This is a genomic window from Allosphingosinicella sp. (assembly GCF_059502505.1).
The window spans coordinates 778,343-804,235 of record NZ_JCACEU010000014.1 but is presented as its reverse complement, the minus strand read 5'-3'; the positions used below and the strand labels follow the sequence as shown (position 1 = coordinate 804,235).

The 25,893-nt window shown below is 68.6% G+C and carries 8 protein-coding genes; 2 read left to right on the top strand and 6 right to left on the bottom strand.

The features are described 5' to 3' along the window. Nucleotides 1-48: 48 nt before the first annotated feature. Nucleotides 49-804: an OmpA family protein gene (locus AC5JBD_RS06230; protein ID WP_495720894.1), complete on the bottom strand. Its 756-nt coding sequence runs from the start codon at nucleotides 802-804 to the stop codon at nucleotides 49-51. Between the two features lie 290 nt (nucleotides 805-1,094). On the opposite strand from AC5JBD_RS06230, the gene tagH reads away from it, so the two are divergent. After that, the gene (gene tagH, locus AC5JBD_RS06225) at nucleotides 1,095-2,411 is read left to right on the top strand and encodes a type VI secretion system-associated FHA domain protein TagH (protein WP_495720893.1); all 1,317 of its coding nucleotides are present in this window, start codon (nucleotides 1,095-1,097) and stop codon (nucleotides 2,409-2,411) included. A 41-nt stretch (nucleotides 2,412-2,452) separates the two neighbouring features. Then, nucleotides 2,453-2,791, top strand: a complete 339-nt coding sequence (locus tag AC5JBD_RS06220) for a hypothetical protein (protein ID WP_495720892.1) — start codon at nucleotides 2,453-2,455, stop codon at nucleotides 2,789-2,791. 72 nt (nucleotides 2,792-2,863) lie between these two features. Here AC5JBD_RS06220 and AC5JBD_RS06215 read toward each other — a convergent pair whose 3' ends face one another. From AC5JBD_RS06215 to AC5JBD_RS06195, 5 genes are all read right to left on the bottom strand, one after another. After that, nucleotides 2,864-4,804 (bottom strand): serine/threonine-protein kinase, encoded by a 1,941-nt coding sequence (locus AC5JBD_RS06215; RefSeq protein ID WP_495720891.1) that lies wholly within the window; start codon nucleotides 4,802-4,804, stop codon nucleotides 2,864-2,866. Then, nucleotides 4,801-5,562, bottom strand: a complete 762-nt coding sequence (locus tag AC5JBD_RS06210; protein ID WP_495720890.1) for a PP2C family protein-serine/threonine phosphatase — start codon at nucleotides 5,560-5,562, stop codon at nucleotides 4,801-4,803. Before AC5JBD_RS06210 ends, AC5JBD_RS06215 begins: the two co-directional genes overlap by 4 nt. Nucleotides 5,563-5,756: 194 nt before the next feature. Next, a complete protein-coding gene (locus AC5JBD_RS06205) occupies nucleotides 5,757-6,626 on the bottom strand; it encodes a CPBP family intramembrane glutamic endopeptidase (RefSeq protein ID WP_495720889.1) in 870 nt (289 codons plus the stop codon). A gap of 73 nt (nucleotides 6,627-6,699) precedes the next feature. Further along, nucleotides 6,700-9,834, bottom strand: a complete 3,135-nt coding sequence (locus AC5JBD_RS06200) for a CHAT domain-containing protein (protein WP_495720888.1) — start codon at nucleotides 9,832-9,834, stop codon at nucleotides 6,700-6,702. Further along, on the bottom strand, nucleotides 9,831-25,883 hold the full coding sequence (locus tag AC5JBD_RS06195) for a filamentous hemagglutinin N-terminal domain-containing protein (protein ID WP_495720887.1): 16,053 nt from the start codon (nucleotides 25,881-25,883) through the stop codon (nucleotides 9,831-9,833). Before AC5JBD_RS06195 ends, AC5JBD_RS06200 begins: the two co-directional genes overlap by 4 nt. Between the last annotated feature and the right edge of the window lie 10 nt (nucleotides 25,884-25,893).

Sequence of the window (25,893 nt, the reverse complement as noted above, 5' to 3'; positions counted from 1 at the left end):
ACGCCCGGAGGCAAGCCCCGGGCGCTTCGCAATGCCGTCACGACCGGCTCAGGAGGTGAGCACGGCCTCGACGCGGCGATTGTCGCTAGCCGAGCCGGACCGCGGGCGATCGGGGCCGAAGCCCTTGACCTCGATGCGGTCGGACGAGACGCCGAGTTCGGTCAGATAGTCGGCGACGGCCTGGGCGCGGCGCTTGGACAGCTCGACGTTGAACTCGCGATTGCCCTGGGCGTCGGTATGACCCTCGATCATGACCCGCTTAGAGACGAGCTCGGGGCTCATCAGCGCCTCGGCGAATGCCTTGGCATTCTCCCGTGCGGAAGCCGTAAGCGTATCCGAGCCGAGTTCGAAGCTGAGGTTGAGATCGCCGCGCTGCTCGACAGTCTTCATCGCAGTGGCGACCTTGGCAGGCTTCCTTGCGACGGACTTGCTGGCGACCTGCTTGGCCGGCTTGCTGGCGCGGGCCGGAGCGACCTTGGCAGGGCTGTCGACCGGCTTGCTGAGGGTGAAACCCCGGCTCGCCTTCGACGTCCTGCTTGGCGCCGCCGCCGCGGGCGCATCGGCCGGCTTGGTCAGGCTGAAGCCCTTGGTGTCCGGAGCAGCCTTGGTGGCGCCGGGCCGAGTGAGGCTGAAGCCCTTGGTGTCCGGAGCGTCCTTGGTGACTTCCGCCTCCGCCGAGTCGCCGCCGCACTTGCCGGCAAAGGTGCAGAGATAATCGTCGACGCTCTTGGCCTCCTGCGCGAACGCAGCGGACGGAATCGCCACCGCAGCGGAGAGGAAAGAAGCCAATAGAATGTTGCGCATAGTGGTTCCTTTAACGAACGAATCTTGAGTCGGTCGATTTCGGAAGACCCCGTATTTAACTCAAACTTTACTTTTCGGCAAGCCGCCTCGACTTGTTCTCCCAATATTGCACATAGTTCGGGCCAATTGTATGCTTCCCAAGGGTCGCGATGGGCGGCTCAGTTGCCGCCGGGGGGACGGTGCATGGACTGGGCTTGTACTCACTCGCCTTCTGAGGCGTCCGGCGCTATTCAGTTACTTGGCGAAATGACCAGCAGCATCGGGGGTGGGCGCCGAGCCCGTGCACAGCCATGATATTGACACTCAGCATCCGCAATCCCGAGACCCTTCAGGGTGCCGGCCAGCCCGAATTCAAGCTGGCGCGACGGGACGCAATGATCGGCCGCTCCAAGACCTGCGACTGGAGCCTGCCCGACGACAAGAATTTCATCTCGACGCGGCACTGCCAGATCAGCTTCCGCGACGACGCTTATTATCTGAAGGACATCAGCACCAACGGAACGATCCTGAACGGCGCCGGCGGCCGCATGACCGAGGAACGCAGGATCGAGAATGGCGACCTGTTCACGATCGGCCAGTACGAGGTTGTGGCCTCGGTCGGCGGTGACACGGCCGAGACGACCTTGCTGGAACCGGCGAGCGCGACCCCGGCCGTAGCCGACCACGAAAATGTGACGGTGTTCGGCGGCAGCATTGCCTCTACCTGGAGCCGCGGCTCGGACGGTGCCGTGGTCGCCTCGGAGATCGCCGCCCCTGCGCCGTCGCCTCCTCCACCCCCTCCTCCTCCTCCTCCTCCGCCACCGCCGCCTCCACTTCCTGCCGCCGCGGCAGCGCCGGCTGCCCCGGCAGAGCCCGAACGCCCGCGTGCGCCCGCCGCAGCCGACGAGGACGAGCCGTCGGAAGCTTTCACCCGCTTCATCAGCCAGAACGACATCGACTGGATGCGCGGCGGCTTCGGCGGCGCTGCGCCGGCGGCGCCTGCTAGGACCGGGGAGGCCGCAGCTCCGGAGGAGCTGGTTCAGGCTTTCGTCGAGGGTGCGGGCCTCAAACGAGAGGACATCAACGCCGCCTCGCTGGACCTGATGTCGAAGGCCGGCGGGCTGTTCAGGCGCCTCGTCTCCGGCATGGTGGTTATGGTCGAGGCGCGCGCCCGCGCCAAGTCGCAAATGGGCGCGGAATCAACCAGCCTTCAGGTCGAGGGCAACAACCCGATCAAGTTCGCCCGCACGCCGGACCAGGCGATCAAGCAGCTGCTCAACCCCAAGGCGCGCGGCTTCATGGAAGCCGAAAATGCGATCGAGGATGGCTTCGTCGATCTCCAGTCGCACCAGGCGGCAACGCTCTCGGCGATCCCTGGTTCGCTCAAGATGACGCTGGAGCGCTTCTCGCCCGGATCGATCAAGCGGCGGGCGGAGAATATGGGCATTCTCTCGCGGATCATCCCGGCGGCCCGCGACGCGGCGCTGTGGAACAATTACGAGCGCGAGTTTGCCAAGGTCGCCGCGGAATCGGACGAAGCCTTTCTCGAGGTCTTCGCCAAGGAATTCCGCAAGGCGTACGACAAGCAGCTCCGCAAGATGCAGGAGCAGCAGCAGGCGAAGAAGTAATCGCGGGCGCGGGAGACGGCGCAATTCGGTCGGGGGGCACCATGCTGATTGATGCTGCGGTACGGGCGAACCGGTGGCTGGCAGCGCACCAGCGGCTCGTCAGCTTCATCACCTGGACCTCTTTCGGCATCGTCTGCGCCGATTACGCCCGGTTCATCGACCTTCCGACGATCATCGTCGTCCCCTTCTGGATCGGCGTCATTCTCAACATGCTGCGCTGGACGCTCTGGCAGAGCTGGATCAAGCCGATCGTGGACGCACGAACGGCGGAGCCAGGTGACATCTCCAAAGCTACGGGTGAGACGCCGCCGAGCCAAGCACCACATCGAAGCTCGTCTCCGCTGGCATCGAGCAAAGCCGAGACATCCAGTCGAGCCTAGCCGAAGCTCCCGACCTGCTCGGGACGAGCGGACACCTTGTGGCCCTGACTTTCCTGCCGGAGACCCGGAGCGTCAGTTCGGCTGCTTGTCGACCGACTTGAACCAGAGCATCTCCGACTTCCAGTCACGCTCGGACGCGGTGGCGACGAAGTTGTTCTGCCATTCCTCGCTGCGGGCGTCGAGCGCCGGCTGGGTCACGGCCTTGTCGAACGGCCCGTCGCCGACCAGCAGGACGAGTCCCGACCAACCGGTATGATCCATATCGATGCTGACCCGATATTCGCCCGGCCCGGTCTGCTCGATCAGCCCGTCGGCGACCGCCTGATCGAGCGCCTGGCGGCTCGGCAGCAGCTCCGACAGCGTGCCGTTCGGCTCTATGCCGAGCAGCGACAGGTCCTTGCCCTCCGGCGGCTGCAATGTGACCTGCGCCTTTGAAGCGACGGGATATTGGCTTCCGGCGGGCTGCGGCATCATTTCGAATTCCCGCTGCGGCACCGACAGATGCTTCTCCCCGGTCGTGCGGACCTTGCCGAAGGTCTGGAGGACCGAGCAGCCCTGCGGCCGGATGATCGCCACATCGTCCACATTGACCGCGGGATTGGTGACGCCCGCCGTCGTGACGGCCTGCGAGATCTGCGTCCGGGCAGCGACCGGGTTACCGGCGACGCCGGTCATCCGGATCGCGAGCGGCTCGCCAGCCTGCATGCCGGCAATGTCGAGCCAGCTGCATTCGACGCTCGGCATCGCCTGGTTGATGGCGACGCGGGCGAGTTGGACCTCTTCCTCGGGGCTCGGACCGCTGGAGCGGGTGGCGAAGAAAGCGCCCGCACCGAGGATGGCAACGCCTGCGGCAATGGCGCCGAACAAGGCGGGCTTGGACACGCCGCGTGCCTCGCCCGGAGCGAACATCGTGCCGTCGATCATGGTGCGGCCGCCCATGCCCGCGCCGTCGAGCGTGGCGAGAACCGCGTCCATCGAGCGCAGCCGATCCTTGGGATCCGCCTTCAGCATCGCCTCGAGCACCGGCTTCAGCTTCTCCGGCACGTCTGAGAGGTCCGGCCCTGCGCGGCGCTTGTCGACCGCATCGACCAGCGAGCCACCCATCTGGACATTCTTGCCCTTGATCACGGCGAGGATCACGAGCGCCAGGCTGTAGACGTCCGTCCAGGGGCCGATGTCGCGGCCGAAGTCGCCGAGCTGCTCGGGCGCGACATAATTGAGCTTGCCGGCAAAGCCTTCGCCCACGATCGTCTTGGAACTGGGATCGAGATCCTTGGCGATGCCGAAATCGATCACCTTCGCCTTGTGCAGCAGCCCCTCTTCGAGCAGCACGTTGTCGGGCGAGATGTCGCGGTGGATCGCCCCGAACGAGTGCGCGACCGACAGGCCGGAGGCGAGACGGCGGAGGAGGCCCGCCAGTTCGTCGGTATCGGGCTTGATCGTGCCGAGCACGTCGGAGAGGTTGGTCCCGTCAATATATTCGGTGACGATGTAGAGGACGCCGAGCTGCGGCTCCTGTGCCAGCGTCCGGTATTTGACCAGCGCGTCGTGGCTGAACTTGGTCAGCGTCTTGGCTTCCTTGCGGAACAAGGCGATGACGTTTGCGTCGGCAGCCAGCGCCGGCAGCATCACCTTGATCGCGACGCGCTCGTCGGAATTGACGTTGATGCCTTCGAACACCTCGCCCATGCCGCCGCGGGCGATGAAGCGCTTCACCTCGAAGATGTGATTGAGGACGTCGCCGATCTGGATGCCCTGCCCGTCCGTCCGCGGTGCGAAGTTGCTGAAGGTCGGCATCGACGTCGCGCCCGCCGGCATCGCTGCCTGGGGGGCAGCCGGCGACGGGGCGACGACCGTGCGTTCCTCCTCCGGCGCCGGGGCGGGAGCGATGACCGTGCGCTCCTCCTCCGTGCCCGCCGCGTCGGCAGGGGTGGACGCATCCGGGCCGGGGTTGATCACCGTCCGGGGCTCTTCCTCGGGAGGCGTGCTGCCGGTGCCCTTGTCCTCGTTCATGCTGTTACGCTTTCCGGTAGCGAGAGAAGAGTGGGCTCGGTGAAGCTCACGGTGATGACGGTGACATTGTCGGGCGCGCCGCGCTCGAGCGTCATCGATACGAGTTGCTCAACCGCCTGGTCCGGCGTGCCGCGGGCGAGGAGGCGGGCGATCTCGCTCTCGCCGACATAGCCGTGGAGGCCGTCGCTGCAGAGCAGGAACACATCGCCCGGCTGGATCTCGTCCTCGACGGAATCGAGCTCGAGCGTCTCGCGAACGCCGACGGCACGGGCGAGGACATGGCCCATCGGATGACCTTCAGCATCCTTGGGATCGATCAGGCCCCGGTCGATCATCTCCTGGACCTGGCTGTGGTCGCGGCTGACGCGGTGGAGCGTGCCGTCGCGCAGCAGATAAGCGCGGCTGTCGCCGCACCAGAAGACGACGAAGCGACGATCCTCGGCATATAGAGCGACGACGGTCGAGCCCATCTGCTTCCCGCGCCGTAGCGACTGCCGATAGATGATCGTGTTGGCGGTATGGATGGCATTGGCGATGGAGGTGCAGGCGTCGTCGAACGACTTGGGAAAGCGGATCTGCTCCATCTCCTCGACGATCTTCGCCGAAGCCCAGTCGCCGCCCTCGTGACCGCCCATGCCGTCGGCGACCGCCCAGAGGCCGTGTCTTTCGAGCGCGAAGAAGCTGTCTTCGTTGCGCTGGCGGACCTTGCCCTCATGGCTTTTGGCGCCGCTTTCCACGCGCAGCGGCAGCGAGGTCATGCCTCCTCCCCCTGCAAGACACGCATCGGCCGCGCCTCCGGCACTTGCCCGCAATTTCGCCGCATCTGGCCGCTTGTCCCCCAAAACTCGCCCTTATCTAAGCACAGCTTCCGCCCGGCATAAAGCCTTTTGCACACATGCTCAGTCCGTTACTGGGGCGTAACTGGCCGCAGTAGGCGGACAATCCCCCCGGATCAGGCCTTGACGGTTCCGGCCGAGCGTGTCTTGGCAGCGGTGCGGCGCGTTCGACGAGGCGCAGTACTCGACAGGATGAGCAGCGGCACCACGAGCGCGAACAGCGTCAGCGTCATCGCGAGGCTTGCATTCAGCCCCTCGTCCGACCCGCCCCAGAGAGCGGATCCCGCGAGGTCCAGGTCGAGCCAGGCGCCGAAACTGCCGACGCCCGGATTGGGATCGAGGCCGAGCACGATCTGTTCCGACCAGTTCCAGGTGAAATGGGCTGCGATGGCGCCTGCGAGCCCGCCCGCGCGGACGGCGAGCAGGCCGAACAGGAGCCCACCCAAGAACAGGTTGACGAGCGTTGTCGGGCTGCGCGCGCCGCCCATTACATGAAGCGTCGCGAAGGCGAGCGCAGAGAGAAGGACGGCGATCGGCACGCCGAACTGCTGGACGAGGATCGGCTGCAGCCAGCCACGGAAATAGATCTCCTCGACCGCCGCTCCGAACAGGATGACGAGCGTCCCCCAAAAAAGCACACCGACATTGCCGCTCGAGCCCGGCCCGTAGGTGAGCGTTCCGGCGAGCCAGGCGTAGGTCGCTGAGGCGACGACACCGATCAGGCCGATGAGAGCGCCGATCGGCAGCATCAAGGCAGGCTTACGCCCCATCCGCAGCGGGTTGACCTTCGAAATTCTGGCGCCGACCAGCGCGAAGACCAGCAGCGACCCGAAGATGACGAACGAGAAGAGCGTCTCGATCGCGGGGTAATTTTCCTGCTGCGACGAGCCGAGCAATGGCAGAAGCCGCTCCGCCGCCCCCGGCCCGAAGAAGACGACCAGCGCGCAGAGCAGGATCGACGCCGCCAGAACCAACAAAGCTGCCATAAAGCGCTCAGCTCCCCCAGCCGCGGAAGATCAGGACGCTATACCTGTTCGCCGCTTCTGTCCATTTGACCCTTTACCTGCTCGCGGTGCGAACCGTCCCGCTGCTGGGCGACAGCATCATCTTGCTGCTGTCGCCGACCACGAAATAGGCGCCCCAGTAGAAGGGATGCGAATATTCGGCCGTGGTCATCAGCCGGCGCTGCGCCGTCTGCAGCGAGGCACCGATCGTCTGCTGCCGCGCCGTGGTGTAGAGCGTGCGGACCAGCTCGTTCGTCTCCTCATCGGCCGAGACCTGCCAGTAGGTGGCGAGCACGGCGCGGGCGTTGGCCGTGAGGAAGGCGCGAACCAGTCCTTCCAGCGTCGACCCCGCTTCCTCCTGCCCCGATTGGCGCGCGAGCGCCTCGTCCTTGACGCCGCTGGCAGTCTCGCAGGCGGAGAGAACGACGAGGTTGGCGTCGAGCCGCAACCGCGCAATCTCGTCAAAACTCAGGAGACCGTCGGAATTCGCATCTTGGATCGAGGTGATCAACGCGGGTGGCGACTTGGCGCAACCCCACACGCCCTCCTCCAGGCCGTGGGTAGCGAAGTGGAGGACCTGATACTGGTCGAGATCGTCGCGGCCCTGCACCGCCTCATCGGTGAAGTCCTGCCCGGCGACCATCGGCGCATCGGGGAAGCCGAGGGCGGCCGAAGCAAGTTTGACCTCGGCGCGCGAAATCGGCTTGGCCTGGATGAGATAGTCGCGGATCGTCGCCACGTTCGCGGAGCAGGCGTTGCCGACCTGGACCTGGCCGGTCGCCGCGAGCCGGTCGCCGCTCCCCGGGCTGTGCTCGGCAAAGCCGATGAACGGCTTGGCGGCAGTGGACGGCGGCAGGCTGCGTGCAACCAGGAAGGAACGCGGCGACACCGCGGTCGAAAGCTCCGCCTTCGAGGCGAGGAAGGAGATGTCCGAATAATCGAACAGCTCGTCCGTATCCCGGCTCCGCCGACGCGGCTTGTAGCGCTCGACGCTCGCAGCGTCGGTCACGAGCACGCCGGCGGGGAGGCGTTCGAGCGGCCCCGAAGGCTCCACCACGAGCGAGTTGGAGGCGAGGATCGCCTCCTGCGCGGGGCCGGTGATGAGAGTGAAGAGGCCATGCGCGGCCTGCACTTCGAACGGCACCAGCTTGCGTTCTGTCTCGAGCTTGCCGTCGATCGAGTTGCGCACGATCGACGCTAGCCCGTTCAGCGCGTCCGACGGTGCCTCGATGGCGTAGATGAAGGTTCGATCTTTGGTCACAGCCATGGCGAAGGCGCGACGGCCGACCTCGGTGATCTTGAGGTAGGTCTCGCCCGGACGGAGGGCAGTGCGGATCTCGGCCACGGTGGCGGCGCGGTCGTCGATGCTGCTGGCGCGACGGTCGGACGAGAGCGCGTTCTCGATCGCCTGCAGCTTGGTCTGCGCCTCGTCGCGGCGGGTCTCCAGCGCCGTTCGGGCCGAGGCGTCGGCGGCGGCGTCGATCTGGTAGCGCAGCCGGGTGATCTCGCGTTCGAGGTCGGCACGATCCCGGAACTTGGCGCCCAATGCCGGATCGGCGGTGACTACGGTTTGGAGCTTGTTGAGTTGACGTGCCACGGCGGGTTCGCCGACGGCTTGCAGGGCGCGGAAATAGAGTTCGTAGGTGTCCTCGCGCGGGCTCGCCTCGCCTTCCTGGATGAGCAGGTCGAGATAGCGGTCGAGGCCGCTCGAGCCGATGCTGCCGGCGGCGCTGGAGGCGACCATCGTGTCGACCGCCGCCGCGAATTCGCGGCGGACCAAGTCCGGCTGCGTCCCCTGTTGCGCAAGGATGCTGGCCCTTTCCAGCTTCACGTCGGCAATGGCCGGTTCCTTGCCGGTCCATTCATTCTCGACCGCAGCCTGCTCGAGCGCGGCCACGGCCCGGTCGAACGCGCCGGTCGCCATTGCCCAATCGCCCTTGCTGGCCGCGAGGCGGCCGCGCTGGCGCTCGATCCGGGCCTTCAGCCACAAGATCTGGGCCTGGTCGGCGCGGCCGAGGCTGAGCGGCTCGAACGAGGCTTCGGCCGCGGTAAGTGCACGCTCGGCTCCTGCCGGATCGCCAAGTGTGCGAAGCGCGATGCTGCGCGCCCAATTGGCCTGGGCATCGAGCAGGAGCTGGGTCTGCACCTCGACATCCCCGGCAGCGAGGGCATTCGACGCATCGCGGTCGCTAGCACCCCCCTGGTTGAGGGCGCGGATGACGGCGATGTTCTGAAGCGGCTGATCGGCCTTGGTCGGAGCGATCAGCAGGCGCTCGAGTGCAGTGAGCGCGTTGCGGAACTGGCGGCGGTTGAGCAGGTCGAGCGCGCGATAGGTATCGCGCTTGCGGATCAGCAGGGCGGTGTCGGCGCCCTCCCCGGCGTTGATCAACGCATCGGCGCGGCTGAAGTGCGCCGCGGCGGAATCGCGGAAGCGGATGTTGGAATCGGCCAGGCCCGCTTCGAGAAATAATTCGGCACGGGTGGCAGCGGACACGTCCGGCGTGACTCGGCTGAGAGCGTCGTTGAGCAGGCGCGACGCCTCCGAGTGCAGGCCGCGGTGGTTGAGGGAAATGCCTCCCTGAAGTGCAATCGCGGGGTCGAACTCGCCATTGCTTCGTGCCGGCGCCGCATCAGGCGGGGCGGCGAGGGAGGCGAACTGGATCATCGGCTCGGTGGCGCGGTCGCTGCCGCCCTCGATGCTTTGGCCGGCGAGCTGCCGAAGGCCGTCCTCGAACGGGCCCAGGATCGACGGGACGGCGGTGCCGATCACCGTCCGGTCACCGCGCTCGAAGCGGACCGCCACCACTTCCTCGCCGACCGACTTGCCGAAGCAGCGGCGGATCTCCGCCTGGCCGATTCCCTGCAGCCGGGTGCGCGTCGCGGCGCCGCACGCCAGGGTCTCCTCTATTCTGGCCACCGTCTCCCTGTCGGGCGTCGAGCGAAGAAAGCCGATCGCGCGGCTGGCGGATACGTTGCGGCAGGCGATGGCGAAGCTGAAGTCGAACGGACTGGTGAGCGCCGAATCCTTGGTGGTCCGGGTGGCGGTGCAGGGATCGCCGGCGGCGTTGCGCCCGAGCGCGAGACGGTCGATCCGTCCCACCTCCCCAGCCTTGTTGGCGCAGGCCGAAAGCAGGGAAGCGGTGCCGAGCAGCGCCAGCAGAGCGGGCTTCATGGGATGGCCGTATGTCATTGCTCGTCCTCACTCACCATTTCGGTCTCGACGTCGGCCTGGACTTCGTCCGTCGACACGTCACCTTCGGAAGGCTGAGCCGAGGCCACGCCCGCGGCCGGAGCGCCCTGATCGTCGCGGCAGGCCGGGGAGTCGGGCTGCGCAGAGCAGTCCGATTCCGGCTCCTCGGTCTCGTCCATCACCTCGTCGATCGAGCTGATGCCGGTGAACAGGGCCTCGTTGTTGGTGCCGACGATCGGGTCGAACGGCAGCTCGAGATCGTCGGCAGTGTTGAGGATGCTGGCCTGCCGCTCGTCGAACACCGCGACGTTCGGCGTGCCCACGGCGGTGATGATGCAGCCGCCGCCGCCCGAACCCACCGCGCAGCCGTTGATGCGGGTGTTGTTGCGGTTGGTTTCGTTCAGGCGGATCACCGCCGGGCCGAGCAAGGCTGCCTCATTGCCCTGACGGCCGTTGATCACGCCGAAGAGGGCGAAGCCGTTCGGCGCGTTGTTGCCTGACGAGAAGAGATCGAGCGTGCCGTTGGTGCCGAGACTGGCGATGGTGACGCCGCTCGGCGGCACGAACGGAATGCCGGTATTCTGGAACAAGGCATAGTCGCTGTAGGTGACCGACAGGTTGTTTGCGGTCAGGATGGTCGTGTCGCTGTAGGGCACGGCCGGACTGTAGAGCGACGAATTGGGGTTGGAGATATAGGCCTGCGCGACCGCTTCGAGACCGAGTGCGGAGCCGCCGGGGTTGAGCCCGATCGCCTCGAGGAAATTCTGGTCCTGGCCGGCGCCGATCTTGGCCCCGCGCAGGTCGAGATTGGCATCGCCCATCAGCAGCCGTCCGCCCGCATCGGGAGTGGCGGCGATGCGGATGATCGTCGCCTGGCGGATGCCGGCATCGGTCAGCTCGTCGCCCGCATGGCCGCCGATCTGGACCGTGCGGGTGTCCGCCGAGCCTTCGGTCGACACGACGCCGGTCACGTCGAAGCGGGAAATGCCCTGGATGTTGAGCCGCGTGGAGCCGACGCCGGTGGCGAGGGCGAGATCGCCGATCGCCACGTCCTGGGTGCCGGATTCGATCGTGACGGTCGCCGCGCCGATGCGGTTGACCTCGGCCTGGCTCATCGCGAAGCCGCCACTGCCGTCGGCGTCGTCGCCGAGGCGCGTGATCGCCGACACATCGGCACGGTTGGTGATCGTCACCGTCGTCGCGGTCACGCGCGGCGATAGGTCGGAGGCCGAGGCACCCTGCAGCTCGATATCATTGCTGCTGATGGCGATCGTGCGGCCCGCCGCCGTCACCTGGCCAAGCGTCGCCCGGCCGACCGTGTCGATAGTGACGTTGCTGCCCGCATTGGCGGTGCCGCCGAGGATACGGTTGTCCGCCGCGAAGGTGACGTTGCCGGCGGCGCCATTGGCGGTGATCGCCACCGCCTCGGTGCCGCTGCCGTCGCTGTTCGACTGGAGCGTCAGGCCTGCCCCGCCCGTGACGGCGCCGCTGAGCGCCGTCAGATCGACCGCGCCCCCCGCCGCCTGCGTCTCCGCGCCCGCGTCGCCGCCGAGCGTGATGGAGCCTGCCAGGATCTTGTAGCCGGTCCGCGCCGAGACGTTGTCGAGGACCTGGACCTGGCTGGTCGCGCTGGAGGCGGTGCCGGCCTGGATGTCGATATCGGCCCTGGTCGCGCTCACGTCGCTCAGGCGCACCAGCCCTGCCGACCCGGCACGTACCTGCACGTGGCCATCGGCCTTGAGGTCCGCGCCGGCGAAGTCGCCACCCGCGGCGAGGCCGGTGACCGTTGTCGTGGCGGTGACGAGCGTGTCGCCGCCGCGGCTCTCGACGGTGCCGAGCCGCTGGTTGGTGGAGGAGGTCAGCGTAGCGGTGCCACCGGAGCTCAGGCTGGTCACCTGAAGCTCGCCGGCGCTGCCCTGCTTGGTCAGCGTGGCCGTCGATCCGGCAGTGCCGGTGCCGAGCGTCAGCTGGCCGGTGGCCGCGGTCATGGCCAGGGTCGTGCCTGCTCCCGCGGTGCCGGTCGCGATGCTGTTCGCCGTCGCCGCAATCGAACCGGCCGCGGTGAACGTGCCGGCCTCGATGGCATTCACCGCCGTGATCGCCACATCGCCGCCGGTGCTCTGGATGAGCGTAAGCGTCGCATCGTCGGCGGAGCCGAGCGTGACGTTGCCGCCGGAGGTCAGCGACGTGACGACGCTGATGCTGCCGGAGCCGCTGGTCGTCAGATCGCTCGTCCCCGCGGCCGCGGCGGTATCGATGACGATGTCGCCATTGGTGGCGCTGAGGGCGAGATGGCCGGTGCGCGCGGCGGCGCTGGTGATGTCGATCGTGCCGTTGGCGGCAGTGACGCGCAGGTCGTTGCCCGCATTCGCTTCATTCACGAGGACGTTGGTGCCGGCGGTGACGGTGACGTCCTTGGCATCCGCTTCCGCGGTGAGGTTGGCGCGGGCGCCTTCGCCCACGCCGGTCAGCTCGCCACCCGCGGTGACGGCGATGTCGCCGCCGCGGCTTACGACCGTCGGCACGCGCACGTTCGTCGCCGACGAGAGCGTGGCGTCGCCGCCGGCGTTCAGCAAATTGGTGACTTGGAGCTCGCCCGCCGTGCCCTGCTTGGTCAGCGTGGCGCTGCCGCCCGCCGAGCCCGTGCCGAGCTTGAGCTGGTCCGAACGCGCCGTCATGGCGAGATTGGCACCCGAGGTGGCGGTGCCGACATTCGCGGTCGCCGAGCCGGTGGTGATATTCGCCCCGGCCGTCATCGTCCCTGCATCGATGAGGCCTGTCGCCTCCACGGCGATGCTGCCGCCGCTGGTGACCGTGCCGAGTACGGCGTTGGTGCTGGAGGTGATCGTCGCGTCGCCGCCGGAGGTGAGGGTCGTTGCCTCGATCTGACCGTCCGCGCCTTGTTTGATGAGGCTCGCGGTCGTTCCCGCCGTGCCGGTGCCGAGCGTCAGCGGACCCGAGCGGGCGAGCATGGCAAGGCTCGTGCCCGCCGCGGCGGTGTCGACGTCGGCCGTGGCGGAATCGATGCCGATCGCGGCCGCGGCTTCCAGAGTCTCAGCGTCGAGCGCATCGGCCGTCGTGATCGCAATGCTGCCGCCGGTGCTGCGTACCAGTTTCAGCGTGGCATCGTCGACCGAGCCGATCGTCGCATCGCCGCCGGAGACGAGCGAGGTGATCACGGTCACGTCGCCGCCGCCTCCGGTCGTGCTCAAGGTCGCCGCCGCGCCGGCCGAGCCGGTGTCGAGCGTCAGATTGCCCGCCTTGGCCGTCATCGTCAGCATGCCGTTGGCGGCGGCGACGGTGATCGCATCGATGCTGGCGGCGGTGACGCTGATGCTGTCGTTCGCGGTGACGGTGCCGAGCAGCGCCAGCGCACCGCTGTCGATCGTCACGTCCGCGCCGGCGCCGTCGGCGGCAAAGTCGCTGCGCTCGCCGGTGCCGATGCCGGTCACTTCGCCCGCAGCAGTCACCAAGATACTGCCCGCTGCGCTTTCGACCGTGTCGAGCCGCGCGTTCGTGCTGGAAGTGATATTGATGTCGCCGCCAGCATTGAGCGTCGTCGCCTGGAGCTCGCCCGCGCTGCCTTGCTTGGTCAGGCTCATCGTCGTGCCGGCGGTGCCGGTGTCGAGCGTCAGCTGACCGGCGCGGGCAAGCAGGGTGAGGCCGCTGCCGGCGGTGGCAGTGTCGATGTCGATGGTCGCGCCGTCGCCGTCGATCAGCCCGCTTGCTTCGAGCGTGACCGCGCCGATCGCATCGATGGCGTCGATGACGATGTTGCCGCCGGTGCTGCGGGCGAGGTCGATCGTGACGTCGTCCGCCGAGCCGATCGTGATCGTGCCGCCGGAGATCAGGGAGGTGGCGATATCGATGCTGCCGCTGCCGGTCGTCGTCAGGTCGGAGGTCGTGGCCGCGCTGCCGGTATCGACGAGGATGTTGCCGTTGGTCGCGCTGAGTGCCAGCAAGCCGGTGCGCGCTGTGACGGAGGTGGTGTCGATCGTGCCGTTACTTGCCGTTACTCGAACGTCGTTGCCGCCATTGACCTGGTTTAGACGGGCGAGCGTGCCGGTGCTGACGGTGAGGTCGCTGCCGTCGGCCTGCGCGGTCGGATTGGCACGCGCGCCGTCGCCGATGCCGGTCACCTGATCGGAAGCAGTGACGGAGAGGTTGCCGCCGCTGATCACGTCGCCGAGGCGTGCGCTGGTGCTGGAGGCGAGAGTGGCCGCGCCGCCCGCGGTGAGGGTGGTGGCCTGAAGCTCACCCGTGCCGCCCTGCTTGGCGATGCTCATGTCGGTGCCGGACGTGCCGGTGCCGACGGTGAGCTGGCCCGAGCGGGCGAGCAGAGCGAAGCTGGTGCCGGCAGTGCCGGTGCCGAGGCCGATCGTCTCCGCCTCGCCATCGATCAGGCCGCCCGCCTCGAGAGTGGTCGCCTGGAGCGCATCGGCTGCATCGATGACGATGTTGCCGCCGGTGCTCCGCGCGAGGGCGATCGCCACGTCGTTGGCCGAGCCGATCGTGATCGTGCCGCCGGAGATGAGGGAGGTCGCAACGGTCACGTCGCCGCTGCCGCTGGTCGTCAGGTTGGACGTGGCGGCGGCGCTGCCGGCGTCGATCAGGATGCTGCCGTTCGTCGCGCTGAGCGCGAGCAGGCCGGTGCGTGCGACGACGTTGGTGATGTCGATGGCGCCGTTGCTGGCCGTCACCCGAACATCGTTGCCGCCATTCACCTGGTCGAACCGTGCGAGGGTGCCGGTGCTGACTGTGATGTCGCTGGCATTGGCCTGCGCGGTGAGGTTGGCGCGGGCGCCGTCGCCGATGCCGGTCACCTGCTGGGCGGCGGTGATGGCGAGGTTGCCGCCGCTGGTCACGTCGCCGAGGCGGGCGCTGGTGCTCGAGGTGAGCGTCGCGTTGCCGCCGGCCGTGAGGGTGGTTCCCTGAAGCTCGCCGGTAGCGCCCTGCTTGGTCATGCTCATGTCGGTGCCGGACGTGCCGGTGCCGATCGTGAGCTGACCCGCGCGAGCCAGCAAAGTGAGGCTGGTGCCGGCGGTGGCGGTGCCGATGCCGATCGTCGCGGCCTCGCCGTCGATCAGGCCACCGGCCTCCAGCGTCGTCGCCTGCAGCGCATGGGCCGCATCGATGACCATGTTGCCGCCGGTGCTGCGCGCCAGCGCGATCGTCACGTCGTCGGCCGCGCCGATCGTCATGTTGCCGCCGGAGACGAGCGAGGTCACGACGTCGATGTGGCCGCTGCCGCTGGTGCTGAGGTTTGCAGTCGTTGCGGCGCTGCCGGTATCGACCAGGATGTTGCCGTTGGTCGCGCTGAGCGCCAGCAGGCCGGTGCGGGCGGTCGCTTCGGTGATGTCGATCGTGCCGTTGCTCGTCGTGACGCGGAGATCGTTGCCCGCCGTCGCCTCGTTCAGCCGCGCAAGCGTGCCGGCGCTGACGGTGATGTCGCGTGCGTCCGCCTCGGCGACGAGGTTCGCTCGCGCGTCATCGCCGATGCCGGTGACTTCGCCTGCGGCAGTGACGGCGATATCGCCGCCGCTGCTGGTCACGTCGCCGAGCCGCGCATTGGTGCTCGAGCCGATGGTGACGGTGGCGCCGGCATCCAGCGTTGTTGCCTGGAGTTCCCCTGCCATGCCCTGCTTGGTGAGGCTGGCGGTGGTGCCGGACGTGCCGGTCTCGAGGGTGAGCTGGCCGGACCGTGCGAGCAGAGTGAGGCTGGTGCCGCTCGTGGCGGTGGTGACGCCGATGCTCGCCGCGTCGGCATCGATGAGGCCGCCGGCCTCGATCGTCGTGGCCTGGAGCGCATCCACGGCGTCGATGGTGACGTCGCCGCCGGTGCTGCGGGCGAGGGCGATCGTCACGTCGTCGGCCGAGGCGATGGTGACGTCATCGCCCGAGATGAGCGAAGTCGAGACCGTCACGTCGCCGCTGCCGGAGGTGGTGAGGCTCGACGTGCCGGCGACGCTGCCGGTGCCGAGCAGGATGTCGCCGTTGGTCGCGCTCAACGCGAGCAGGCCCGTGCGTGCGGTCGCGGCGTTGATGTCGATCCCGCCGTTCGTCGTGGTGACGCGCAGGTCATTGCCGGCATTTGCCTGGTCGAGCAGCGCCAGCGTGCCGGCGCTCACCGTAATATCGCTTCCGTCCGCCTGTGCAGTGAGGTTGGCGCGCGCGCCGTCGCCGATGCCGGTCACCTGCTGAGCGGCGGTGACGGAGAGGTTGTCGCCGCTGGTCACGTCGCCGAGGCGCGCGCTGGTGCTGGAATTCAGAGTTGCCGCGCCGCCCGCGGTCAGCGTCGTCGCCTGAAGCTCGCCCGTGCCACCCTCTTTGGTCAGGGTGGCGCCGGTGCTCGCAGTGCCCGTGTCGAGGGTGAGCTGGCCGGAACGCGCGCGCAGCGTCAGGCTGGTTCCCGCATCCGCGGTCGTGATGCCGATGCTGGCGGCGTCGGCGTCGATCAGGCCGTTCGCCTCCAGCGTCGCCGCCTGGAGGGCGTCGACGGCGTCGATAACGATGTTGCCGCCGGTGCTGCGGGCGAGGTCGATCGTGACGTCGTCCGCCGAGCCGATCGTGATCGTGCCGCCGGAGATCAGGGAGGTGGCGATATCGATGCTGCCGCTGCCGGTCGTCGTCAGGTCGGAGGTCGTGGCCGCGCTGCCGGTATCGACGAGGATGTTGCCGTTGGTCGCGCTGAGTGCCAGCAAGCCGGTGCGCGCTGTGACGGAGGTGGTGTCGATCGTGCCGTTACTTGCCGTTACTCGAACGTCGTTGCCGCCATTGACCTGGTTTAGACGGGCGAGCGTGCCGGTGCTGACGGTGAGGTCGCTGCCGTCGGCCTGCGCGGTGAGATTGGCACGCGCGCCGTCGCCGATGCCGGTCACTTGATCGGCGGCGGTGACGGAGAGGTTGCCGCCGCTGGTGATGTCGCCGAGGCGAGCGCTGGTGCTTGAACCGATCGTGCCGTCGCCGACCGAAGTCAGCGTCGTCGCCTGCAGTTCCCCGAGCATCCCTTGCTTGCTCAGCGTCAGGGTCGTTCCGGCGTCGCCCGTTCCGACGGTGAGGGCGCCGGTGAGGGCACGAACGTCCAAACTCGTCCCTGCGTCCGCGCTGGTGATGGCGACGCTCGCGCCTTCCGCGTCGATCAGGCCGGCGGCCTCAAGCGTCGTGGCGGTCACCAGGTCGGCTGCATCGACGCGAACCGAGCCGCCGTTGCTGTCGATGGTGGTGAGCGTCGCATCGCTGACGGACAGGATTGTGGCGTCGCCGCCCGACGTCAGCATGTTCACCGTGACGCTTCCCGCGCCGCCGGTGGTGGACAGACTGGCGGTGGTTCCGACCGTGCCGGTGTCGAGCGTCAGGTTGCCGTTGTCGGCGGTGAGCATGAGCGCTCCGCCGGTCGCCGTGGCGGAAGTGACGTCGATCGCATCCGCCGTGACGGTGACGCCGTCGGCGGCGCTGACCGTGCCGAGGCGCGCCAGCGTGCCGCCGGTGACGGAGACGTCATTGCCGGCGCCGCCGGCGCTGAGGTTCGCCCGGCCGTCCGGGAGAAGGCCGGTCACCTCGCCCGCAGTCGCGATCACCACGACATTGCCGTTGCTGGCGCTCACCGAAGCGAGCCGCGCGTCGCTGACGGAGCTGATCGTCGCATCGCCTCCAGAGCTCAGCGAGTTCGTCACCTGGACGTCGCCGGCCCCGCCCGTGGTCGACAGGCTGGCAGTGGTGCTGGCGCTGCCGGTGCCGAGCGTCAAATTGCCGTTGCTTGCGGTGAGCGCGAGCGCTCCGCCCTGAGCCTCGGCGGTCGCGGCATCGATCGTGCCGGCATTTACGGTCACGCCGGAGCCGGTGCTCCGCACGAGGTTGAGGTCGGCGAGACCGCCGGCGTCGATCGTGATTGCGCTGCCTGCGATCAGGCTTGTGGTCACCTCTGCGTCGCCGGACGCGTCGAGATCCGCGGTCGTGCCGGCCTCCCCGGTGCCGAGGACCAGATTGCCGGCGCTCGCGCTCAGATCCAGCGCGCCCAACGCCTCGGCACTGCCCACGTTGACCGAGGCGCCGCTGACGAGCACGTCGCCGCCCTCGCCGACGAGCGAACCGGCGGAGGCGATGTCGCCCGCGGTCAGGGTGACGGTGCCGCCGGCAGTGAGGCCGGACGTCACGGTCACGTCGTCGCTGGCGCCGAGAGTGGCGGTGCCGCCGATGTCGCCGGCGCCGAGCGTCACGCTTCCCGCGTCCGCGGTGAGCGCGAGCAGGCCGCTGACCGTCGCGGCGCTGTCCACGGAATTGCTGTCCGCGGTGACGCTGATCGAATCGTTGGCGCTGACCGTCCCCAGCCGAGCAAGCGTGCCGCCCGTGACGAGCACGTCGGCATCGGTGCCGTTGGCGCTGAGGTTCGCATTGCCGGCGCCGATGCCGGTCACTTCGCCCGAGGTGGCCGTGACGACGACGTTACCGGTCGTCGCACTGACCGAGGCAAGGCGCGCATTGCCGACGGAGCTAACGGTCGAGCCCGTGCCCGACGTCAGCGAGGACGAGACGGTCACATCCCCTGCCCCGCCGGTCGTGGACAGGTCGGCGGTCGTGCTGGCGCTGCCGGTGCCGAGCGTCAGATTGCCGTTGCTTGCGGTCAGCGCCAGGGCGCCACCCTGCGCCTGGGCCGTTGCCGCATCGATGGCGGCGGCGTTGATCGTGACGCTCGAACCGGTGCTGCGAACGAGCCCGAGATCGGCCAGGCCGCCTGCATCGATAGTGGCGGCGCCACCGGCGATCAGGCTGGTGGTGACGCTGAGGTCGCCGGTCGCGTCTAGATCCGCGGCCGCGCCGGCCGTGCCGGTGCCGAGGGTCAGATTGCCGGCGGTCGCGTCCACATCTAGCGCGCCGGAGGCATCGGCATTGGTGACGGTCACGGCGGCGCCGCTGATGGTCACGTCTGCCTCTTCGCTGACGACGGAGCCGGCAGTGACCAGGTCGCCCGCGGTCAGCGTCACCGTTCCATCCGCGGTGAGGCTGGTCGTCACCGTCACGTCGTCGGTGGCGATCAGGGTTGCCGTGTCGCCGATATTGCCGCTGCCGAGCGTCACGCTGCCCGCATCGGCAGTCAGGGCAAGAAGTCCGTTGGCAGTGGTCGCGCTGTCGACCGAGATCATGTCCGCGGCGACGTTGATCGCGTCGTTGGCGCTGACATTGCCCAGCCGCGCGAGTGAGCCGGCGGTAACGGTCACGTTGCCACCGGCGCCGTTCGCAGCGAGGTTCGCGTTGCCGGCACCAATGCCGGTCACCTCGCCCGCGGCGGCGTTTACGATCGCATCGCCACCGCTCGCACTGACCGAGGCGAGCCGCGCATTGCCGACCGAGTTGATCGTTGCGCCGGTGCCCGATGTCAGCGACGTGGAGACCGTCACGTCGCCGGCCGCGCCGGTTGTCGACAAGCTCGCGGTGGTGCTGGCGCTGCCGGTGCCGAGCGTGAGGCTGCCGTCGTCGGCGGTCATCGCCAAGGCGCCGCCCTGGGCCTGAACCGTCGCCGCACTGATCGTGTCGGCATTGACGGTAACGCCCGCCCCGGTGCTGCGAATGAGCCCAAGGTTGGCCGCGCCGCCGGCGTCAATGGTGACCGCGCCGCCGGCGATCAGGCTGGTGGTGACGCTGACGCCGCCGGTCGCGTCCAGATCCGCCGCCATCCCTGCCGTGCCGGTGCCGAGGCTCAGGTCGCCGTTGCTTGCCGTGAGGATGAGCGTGCCGCCGGTCGCGTTCGCAGTAGCGATATCGATCGAGCCGGCTGTGCCGGTGATGTTGCCGCCGGCCGTGACGGTGCCGCCGGTGAGCGCGTTCGTGTTGGTGACGCTGAGCGTGGCGTCGGTGCCTGCCGTCAGCGTCTGGCCGCTGAAGTCCAGGCCGCCATTGACGTCGGTAACAGTGATGCTGAGTGCCTCTGTACCGGCATTGACGGCGCCGGTTACGTCGAGCTGAAGGGAATCGACGAGGCTGAACCCGCCCGAGCCGCTGTTGGTGAAGCCGGCGAGCGTATCGATCGCGTTCGTCGCGGAATTGAAAGTCGCGCCGCCGACCGACTGACCGGTCAGCGTGGTGGCGAGGATCGAGCCGCTATTCTGCGTGATCGCGCCGTTCAGCGCATCGAGATCGACGGTGCCGTCGGCGTCGAGATTGGCCGCGAGCGTGAGCGCGCCATTATCGACCCGCAGCGACAGGTTGCCGGTGCCGGCGTTGACCGCGTCGGTGACCATCAGGCCGCCCGCGCCGTCGCGCAGCGCGAAACCGTCGGCAACGAAGCCGTTGAGGTTGCCGATCTGGTTGACGGCGACGCCAAGGTTGGTCGCGCCGCCCGAAGCGCCGGTCAGGGTCGCGGCCGTGACGATACCAGCGCTCGACTGGCTGATCGCGCCCGCCGCGACGAGCCCGGCGGTGCCGCCGGCTGCATTGACGGCCGCGTTGAGAGTGAGATCGCCGCCCACGACGAGGCTGACGCCGGCCGCGCCGCCGGTCACCGGGCCGGTGACGGTGAGCGAGTCCAGATCGGCGAAGCTCAATCCTGCTGCGGAGACGGCGCCGAGATTGGTGACCTGATTGTCGCCGGTGAGCGAAGCCGCGCCCGCGGCCGAGCCGCTGAGCGTATTCGTGGTGATGCCGGTCGCCGCCGCCTGACTGATCGCGCCGGCTGACGTGAGCGAGACGTTCTGCCCGGCGCCGGTGCCCGTGACCAGGTTTGCGTTGAGCGCGATGTCGCCGCTGCCCGTCGTGGCCAGCGCGATGCTCTCGTTAGTGGAGCTGAGGGCGCCGTTGACAGTAAGCGAGCCGTTCTGAGCCGTAACCGTCAGAGTGCCGGGCGCAGTCAGCGGATCGCTGAGAGTAAGCCCGCCAAGCGTGTCTGTGATCGTGAGATCGTCGCCCACGCCGGGGCCGGTGAGCGCCACGCCCGTGAAATTGGCGGCGGTCAGCGACAGGTCGTCCGCAATGGAGACCGGGCTGACCAGGTTGAGCGTCCCACCTGCGGTCAGGGTGCCGTCGTCGCCGGCGACTAGGTTACGGACGATGAGGTCGTTGCTGGCATTCAGAATGATGTCGGCACCGGCCGTGACAGTGGCTGCCGGATCGATCGTCAGGTCGCCGGTGACGGTGATGGCGACGTCGCCGGTGCCGCCGTTCACGTCGTCATCCACAGTCAGCGAATTGCCGTTGAGGAGGGCAAAGCCGGTGCCGGTGGTGAAGGCGCCGAGCGTGGTGATCGCGTTGGTTGCGGTCGCTAGATTCGTCGAGCCGCCTGAAGAACCCGTCAGCCGGGCCGCAGTGACGATGCCCGCCGCGCTCTGGCTAATATTGCCGTCCGCGTTCAGGGTGGCGGTGCCGCCAGCGGCACCGATCGCCGCGTTGATGACCAGGTCGGCCGACGTGTCGAGGCTGACGCCGTTCGTGCCGCCGGTGACGGCGCCGGTGACGGTGAGGCCGCCCGCGTCGAGCAGCTGGAAGCCGTCCGAGGTGAAGGTGCCGAGGTTGCTGATCTGGTTGGTCGCATCGGCGAGATCGGTCGCGCCGCCCGAGCTGCCGGTGAGGGTGCCGGCTGTGATCACGCCCGCCGAGCTCTGGCCGATCGTGCCGCCAGTCGCCTGAAGGTTGACCGTTCCGGCGCCCGCGTCGGCGGCGGCGTTGAGGACGATATCGGATCCGGCGCCGCTGGCCGTGAGAGCGATAGTCCCGCCCGCCGAGGTAAGGCCGGCGTCGACCGCGAGGTCGCCCGACGTGGTGATGACGACGTCGTTGCTGCCGCCGCTGACCGCGCCCGAGACGGTAAGGCCGTCGGCGTGGTTGAGCGCGAAGCCGCCGGTCGCGGTGAAGGCGCCGAGGCTGGCGATCTGGTTGGCGGCCGCAGTGAGATCGGTGGCGCCCGCCGACGAACCGGTAAGAGTGCCGGCGGTGACTACGCCCGCGGCATCCTGACCGATGCTGCCCGCAGAGCTGAAGGTCACGGTGCCGGCGCCGGCATTCACCGCTCCGCCCAGCAGGATACCGTCGTCGGTGCCGCCATCGCCGTCGCTGGTCGTCGTCAGGTTGATCCCGGAATTGGTGGTCGCGAGCGAGCCGCCATTATTCACGGTCAGCGCGCCCGAGGTGGCGATGGCGACGCCGTTGGTGCCGGTCACCGCCGCGGTGACGGCGAGGCCGCCGACATCGCTGAGCGCGAAGTTGCTCGCCCCGAACGTGTCGAGATTTGTGATGGCATTCGCCGCCGCCGTCAGGGTGGTCGAGCCGCCCGACGTGCCGGTCAGCGTCGCCGCCGTAATGACGCCCGACGCGTCCTGGCCGATGTCGCCGCCCGCCGTGAGGCTGACCGTCCCGGTGCGGGCGTTCACCGCCGCGTTGAGAGAGATGTCGGAGCCCGCACCGGCCGCCCGCAGGGTAACCGCCGCATCCGTCGCCGAAACCGCGGCGCCGACGCTGAGGTCTCCGCCGGTGACGATCGAGGCTCCGCCCGCGCCGCCGGCGACTGCGCCGGTGACGGTCAGGCCGTCCGCATCGCCGAGCGTGAAGCCGTTGGCGGTGAATGCGCCGAGGTTCGTGATCGCGTTTGTGGCGCCGTCGAGATCGGTGCTGCCGTTCGAGCTGCCGGTGAGCGTGCCGGCAGTGACGATGCCCGCCGCATCCTGGCTGATCGTGCCGCCGCTGCCGTCGGCCTGGAGGTCGACCGTGCCCGCGCCGCCTGCATTTACCGCAGCATTGAGGGTGATGTCGGAATTGTCGCCGGTCGCGGCGAGCGCGATGGTGCCGTCGGCCGAAGTCAGACCGCTGCCGACATTCAGGTCGCCCGAGGTGGTGAGCGTGATGTTGCCGGCGCCGCCGTTCACGGCGCCGGTCACGTTCAGACCATCGGCATCCGTCAGGGCGAAGCCGACGGCGGTGAACGCCCCGAGGTTGGTGATCTGGTTGGCGTTGGTGAGCGTGACCGCGCCGCCGGCATTGCCGGTCAGGGTGCCGGTGGTGATCACCGTCCCTGCGGTCTGGCCGATCGTGCCGTCGATCGCATCGCCGGCGGCCTCGCCGAATGTGACCGTGCCGGCCGCGCCCGTGGTGATGTTGCCGAGCGTGGCGCTGCTCGCGTCGATGATCCGGACCGCCGTCGCGGTCGCGTTGGTGGTGGTCAGCGCGCCGGCAAGGTCGATCGCGCCGCCATTGCCGTCGAGCAGGATGGTGCCGGCGCCCGCATCGACGCTGCTGCCGCTGCCTTGGCTGATGCCCGTCGCTACGAGATCGACCTGGCTGCCGCTGAGGTTTGCGTTAACGGTGAGCGAGGCGCCGTCGACCTGCAGGGACAGCGGGCTGGAGCCGGCCGAAACCGCGCCTGCGACCGTGAGCGCGACCGTGTCGCGGAACGAGAAGCCGTCCGCCGTGAAGGTGCCGAGGCTCGCCACCGCATTCTCGGCGGCAGTCAGGGTCGTGGCGCCCCCGGAGCTGCCGGTCAGCGTGCCGGCGGTGATGATCCCCGCGGCATCCTGGCCGATCGTGCTGCCCGCGCCGTCGGCGGTCAGCGTCACCGTGCCGGTGCCGGCATTCACTGCCGCGGTGAGGTTGATGTTCGAGCCGTCGCCGGTGGCGGCAAGAGAGATCGGCCCGTCGGTGGCGCTGATGCCTGCGTTGACCTGAAGGTCGCCGAAGGTGGTGATCGAAGCGCCGCCCGCGCTGCCGTCCACTGCGCCCGCGACAGTCAGGCCCTCGGCGTCGTTGAGCGTGAAGCCATTCGCCGTGAAGGCGCCGAGGCTGGTGACCGCGTTGGTCGCGGTGCCGAGGTTCGTCGTGCCGCTCGAGCTGCCGGTCAGCGTCGCCGCCGTGACGATCCCCGCCGAAGACTGGCTGATCGTGCCGTTCGCGTCTGCCGCCTCCAGGTCCACCGTCCCGGCGCCCGCATTCACCGCGGCATTGAGGGCGATGTCGGAATCGGTGCCGGTCGCAGTCAGCGCGATCGTGCCGCCGGTGGAGGTGAGGTCCGCGCCGACCGAAAGATCGCCGGACGTGGTGAGGGTGATGTCGCCGGTGCCGCCGCTGACGGCGCCGGTGACGGCGAGATCGCCGGCATCATTGAGCGCGAAACCGGCCGCGCTGAACGCGCCCAGGTTGTCGATCTGGTTCGTCGCCGTGTCGAGCGTGGTCGCACCGTCGGAGCTGCCGGTGAGCGTGCCCGCGGTGACGATCCCGTCCGCGGTCTGGCTGATGGTTCCGCCGGTGCCGTCGGCGTTCAGGGTCACCGTGCCGGTGCCGGCATTCACCGCCGCGGCCAGGCCGATATCGGCTCCTGCGCCGGTAGCGGCGAGAGCGATCGGACCGTCGGTCGCCGAAACGGCCGCGTTGACAGCCAGGTCGCCGGCTGTGCTCAGCGAGACGCCGGTGGCGCCGCCGCTGACCGCGCCGGTAACGGTGAGGCCGCCCTGATCGACCAGCGTCAGCCCGTCGGCGCTGAATGCGTTAAGGTTGGTGATCTGGTTGCCGCTGCCGGAGAGGTCGGCCGTGCCGACCGCAGAGCCGCTGAGCGTGTTCGTCGTAATTCCTGCGGCCGCATCCTGCGTGATCGCGTCGCTCGATGTGAGCGTGACGTTCTGACCCGCGCCGGTGCCGGTGGTGACGTTCGCGTTGAGCTGGATGTCCCCGCCCCCGCCGGTCGTCAGGACGACGCTTTCGCTGGCGGAGGACAAGGTGTCCGTGACGATCAGGTCGCCGTTGAGGACATTGATGGTGAGGGTGCCGGGAGCGCTCCGCGCGCCGGTGGAGAATGCGCCGACCGTGTCGGTGATGGTGAAGTCGTTGTCGGTGCCGGCGCCGAAAGCGGGTGTGAGCACGCTCGCGCCAAAATCCCCCGCCGTGATCGAATAATCGCCGCCGACCGTCAGCGCGCCCGTCGCCGCCGTTCCGGCCGCGGCCGAAATCGACATGTCGTCGCCGGACTGGATCGTGCCGGTGGTGTTGATGTCTCCACGGGTGCTCGCGACGGTGATCTGATCGGATGCGCTGATCGCGCCCACGCCGCTGATTGTGTCGAGCGCCCTGATTTCGACATTGGCGACGTTCGCGGGCGTGTCGTCTTCGCTGGCGGACAGCGTGTTGGCGATGGCAATCTTCGCATTGCCGCCGGTGTCGTTGATGCCCCCGGTCGCCACGGAAATGCCGGTCGCGCTCGTCCCCGCGGCGAGCACGATACCGCGATCGGTGGCGGTCGCGGTCGTGGCCGTGACGACGCCGCTGATGCTGAGCACCGCGTCGGTGACGGCGGCCTTGGTCGCCATGCCGACATAGACGTTCTGGCCGTTGACGGTGCCGCCCACCACGATCGGCGCCGCGACTTCGGTGCCCTGGTTGATCGTCAGCGCGAGCGGCGATCCGGGATCGTTCGCCATCGTGACGTCGCTCGCCGCGACGAAAGCGACGTCGCCGCCGGTCACCGTCGTGCCGGTCGCCTGATTGACGAAGTGGCCAAGGAAGGTCACCGCGCTGGCGCCGTTGATGGTGCCGCCGAGGATATCGATGCCGGCCCCACCCGTGCCGGTGAAATTGTAGGGGGCGCCGTCGAGGAAATCCGCGTCGGTGAGGTCAAGCGTGCTCGCGATCAGCGCGCCGACATTGACGTTGGCGCCGTCGCCAAGGGTGATGCCGCTGGTGTTGAGCAGGTAGACGGCAATGTTCGTGTCGGACGATAGCGACCCGTCGATCTGCGACATGTTGCCGCTGAGATCGCGGTTGAGAACCGCCGTCAGCGTCGTGGCGGCGTCGGTGAAGTTGACGCTCTGATCACCGCCGATGTCGAAATTGGACCAGTTGATGATCGTGCGCGTGTCGTTGAGCGTCACCTTCAGGTTGGAGCCGCTGCCGTTGACGTTTTCCGGCGTCGTGACCACCCCGTCGACCTCGAAGGTGGGCGTGCCGCCGCCAGGCGGCACCGACGGCCCGTTCGGCAGGCTCGTTTGGGCAGCAGCGGGGTAGGCCAGCAACATCCCCCCTGCCAGTGCGGTCGTCACACAAAGGCGGCGGCGGAGTTCGGTCTTCGAGAGGGGCGTCGTCATCGTCACACTC

What these genes read in the sequence shown, in the direction of transcription:
- AC5JBD_RS06230 (WP_495720894.1), bottom strand. Translation starts at nt 804, where the DNA reads ATGCGCAACATTCTATTGGCTTCTTTCCTCTCCGCTGCGGTGGCGATT.
- tagH (WP_495720893.1), top strand. Translation starts at nt 1,095, where the DNA reads ATGATATTGACACTCAGCATCCGCAATCCCGAGACCCTTCAGGGTGCC.
- AC5JBD_RS06220 (WP_495720892.1), top strand. Translation starts at nt 2,453, where the DNA reads ATGCTGATTGATGCTGCGGTACGGGCGAACCGGTGGCTGGCAGCGCAC.
- AC5JBD_RS06215 (WP_495720891.1), bottom strand. Translation starts at nt 4,804, where the DNA reads ATGAACGAGGACAAGGGCACCGGCAGCACGCCTCCCGAGGAAGAGCCC.
- AC5JBD_RS06210 (WP_495720890.1), bottom strand. Translation starts at nt 5,562, where the DNA reads ATGACCTCGCTGCCGCTGCGCGTGGAAAGCGGCGCCAAAAGCCATGAG.
- AC5JBD_RS06205 (WP_495720889.1), bottom strand. Translation starts at nt 6,626, where the DNA reads ATGGCAGCTTTGTTGGTTCTGGCGGCGTCGATCCTGCTCTGCGCGCTG.
- AC5JBD_RS06200 (WP_495720888.1), bottom strand. Translation starts at nt 9,834, where the DNA reads ATGACATACGGCCATCCCATGAAGCCCGCTCTGCTGGCGCTGCTCGGC.
- AC5JBD_RS06195 (WP_495720887.1), bottom strand. Translation starts at nt 25,883, where the DNA reads ATGACGACGCCCCTCTCGAAGACCGAACTCCGCCGCCGCCTTTGTGTG.